This is a genomic window from Frankia sp. AiPs1, assembly GCF_023716945.1.
In the GTDB taxonomy this organism is placed as follows: domain Bacteria; phylum Actinomycetota; class Actinomycetes; order Frankiales; family Frankiaceae; genus Frankia.
In genome coordinates this window covers 1-1,634 of record NZ_JAMQQF010000883.1, presented here as the reverse complement: position 1 = coordinate 1,634, position 1,634 = coordinate 1, and the positions used below count along the sequence as shown (strand labels likewise).

General features: G+C 72.0%; 1 protein-coding gene. It reads left to right on the top strand.

Annotated elements, in window-relative coordinates; genetic code table 11:
• Positions 1-1,634, top strand: a 1,634-nt coding sequence (locus ND748_RS31570; protein WP_374216085.1) for a cytochrome c biogenesis protein ResB, incomplete at both ends; no start/stop codon positions are given.

The window sequence follows — 1,634 nt, the reverse complement described above, 5'->3', positions numbered from 1 at the left end:
CCGCCCGCCGGGACGGGGGCCGGGGCCGGGCGGCACCCGGCGCTGGCGTTCGCCGTCCGCTCCTGGCGGCAGCTCACCAGCATGCGCACCGCGTTGGTGCTGCTGTTCCTGCTTGCCCTGGCCGCCGTGCCCGGGTCGTTGCTGCCCCAGCGCAACATCAACCCGATGCGGGTCGATCAGTACCTGTCGAAGCACCAGACCCTCGGGCCGCTGCTCGACAAGCTCTCCGGCTTCGACGTCTTCGCCGCCCCCTGGTTCGCGGCGATCTACCTGCTGCTGTTCATTTCGTTGATCGGCTGCCTGTCGTCGCGCATCCGCTGGCACGCCAGAGCACTGTTCACCGCCCCACCGAAGGCGCCGGCGCGGCCCGGCCGGCTGCCGGGCGGCAGTGCGTGGAGCAGCCCGCTGGCCCCGGCCGATGCGACGGCCGCCGCTCGCGCGGCGCTGCGCCAGCGCCGGTTCCGGGCCAGCGTCGCCCCCGCCGGGACGCGTCGACCGGACGGCTCGGCGGACCACTCCGTCGCGGCCGAGAAGGGCTACCTGCGCGAGACGGGCAACCTCGTCTTCCATGTCGCTCTGGTCGGGCTGCTTGCCGCGGTCGGCTTCGGCTCCTGGTTCGGCTACCAGGGGACCACGCTCGTGGTCACCGGGGATGGCTTCGCCAACACGATCATTTCTTACGACCAGTTCAGCGGTGGCAAGCTCGTCGACACCGCGAAGCTGCGCCCGTTCTCGCTGACGCTGAACCGCTTCGCCGCCGCCTACGAGCCCAACGGCGAGCCGTCGGACTTCCGTGCCGACGTCTCCTACTCGTCCGACCTGGACGCACCGACCAGGCAGGCGACGATCCGGGTGAACCATCCGCTGATCCTCGGCAACGCCAAGATCTACCTCATCGGGCACGGGTACGCCCCGCATTTCGTCCTGCGCGACGCCCAGCGCCGGACCGTCTGGCAGGGCAACGTGCCCTGCACCCCGCGCGACGGGATGTTCACCTCGACCTGCACGGTCAAGATTCCCGACACGGGCCTGGCGCCGCTCGGCACCCGCAGGGAACCCCAGCAGCTCGCCTTCAGCGGCGTGTTCACCCCGACGACCCACCTCGACCCGACCCAGGGCTACGTCTCGACCTTCCCGGCGGCCGGCGCACCCGGCCTGACGATCACCGGTTTCGTCGGCAACCTGCACCTCGACGAGGGCGTGCCGCAGAACGTGTACACGGTCGACACCCGGGACATGCGCCAGCTCACCCTGAACGGACCGGCCGGAACGGCCCGCACCGCGCAGGTGCTCGCCCTGAACAACCCGCGCCAGCGGACCCTGACCGGGCTGCCCGGCGGGCTGAGCCTGGAGGCGGACAGCGTCGCGGAGTTCGCCACCTTCCAGGTGAAGTCCGACCCGTTCAAGCGGGAGGCGCTGATCTTCGCGGTGCTCATCATCGTCGGGCTGATCGCCAGCCTGCGGGTGCACCGCCGCCGCCTGTGGGTCCGGGCGAGCCCGGCACCCGGCGGCGGTTCGGTCGTCGAGATCGGCGGTCTGTCCCGGTCGCACGGGGACGGCTTCGCCGCCGAGCTCGGCCATCTCACCACCCTCGTGCGTGCGGCCACCGGGCCGGCCGGCGGGCCGGATGCGGC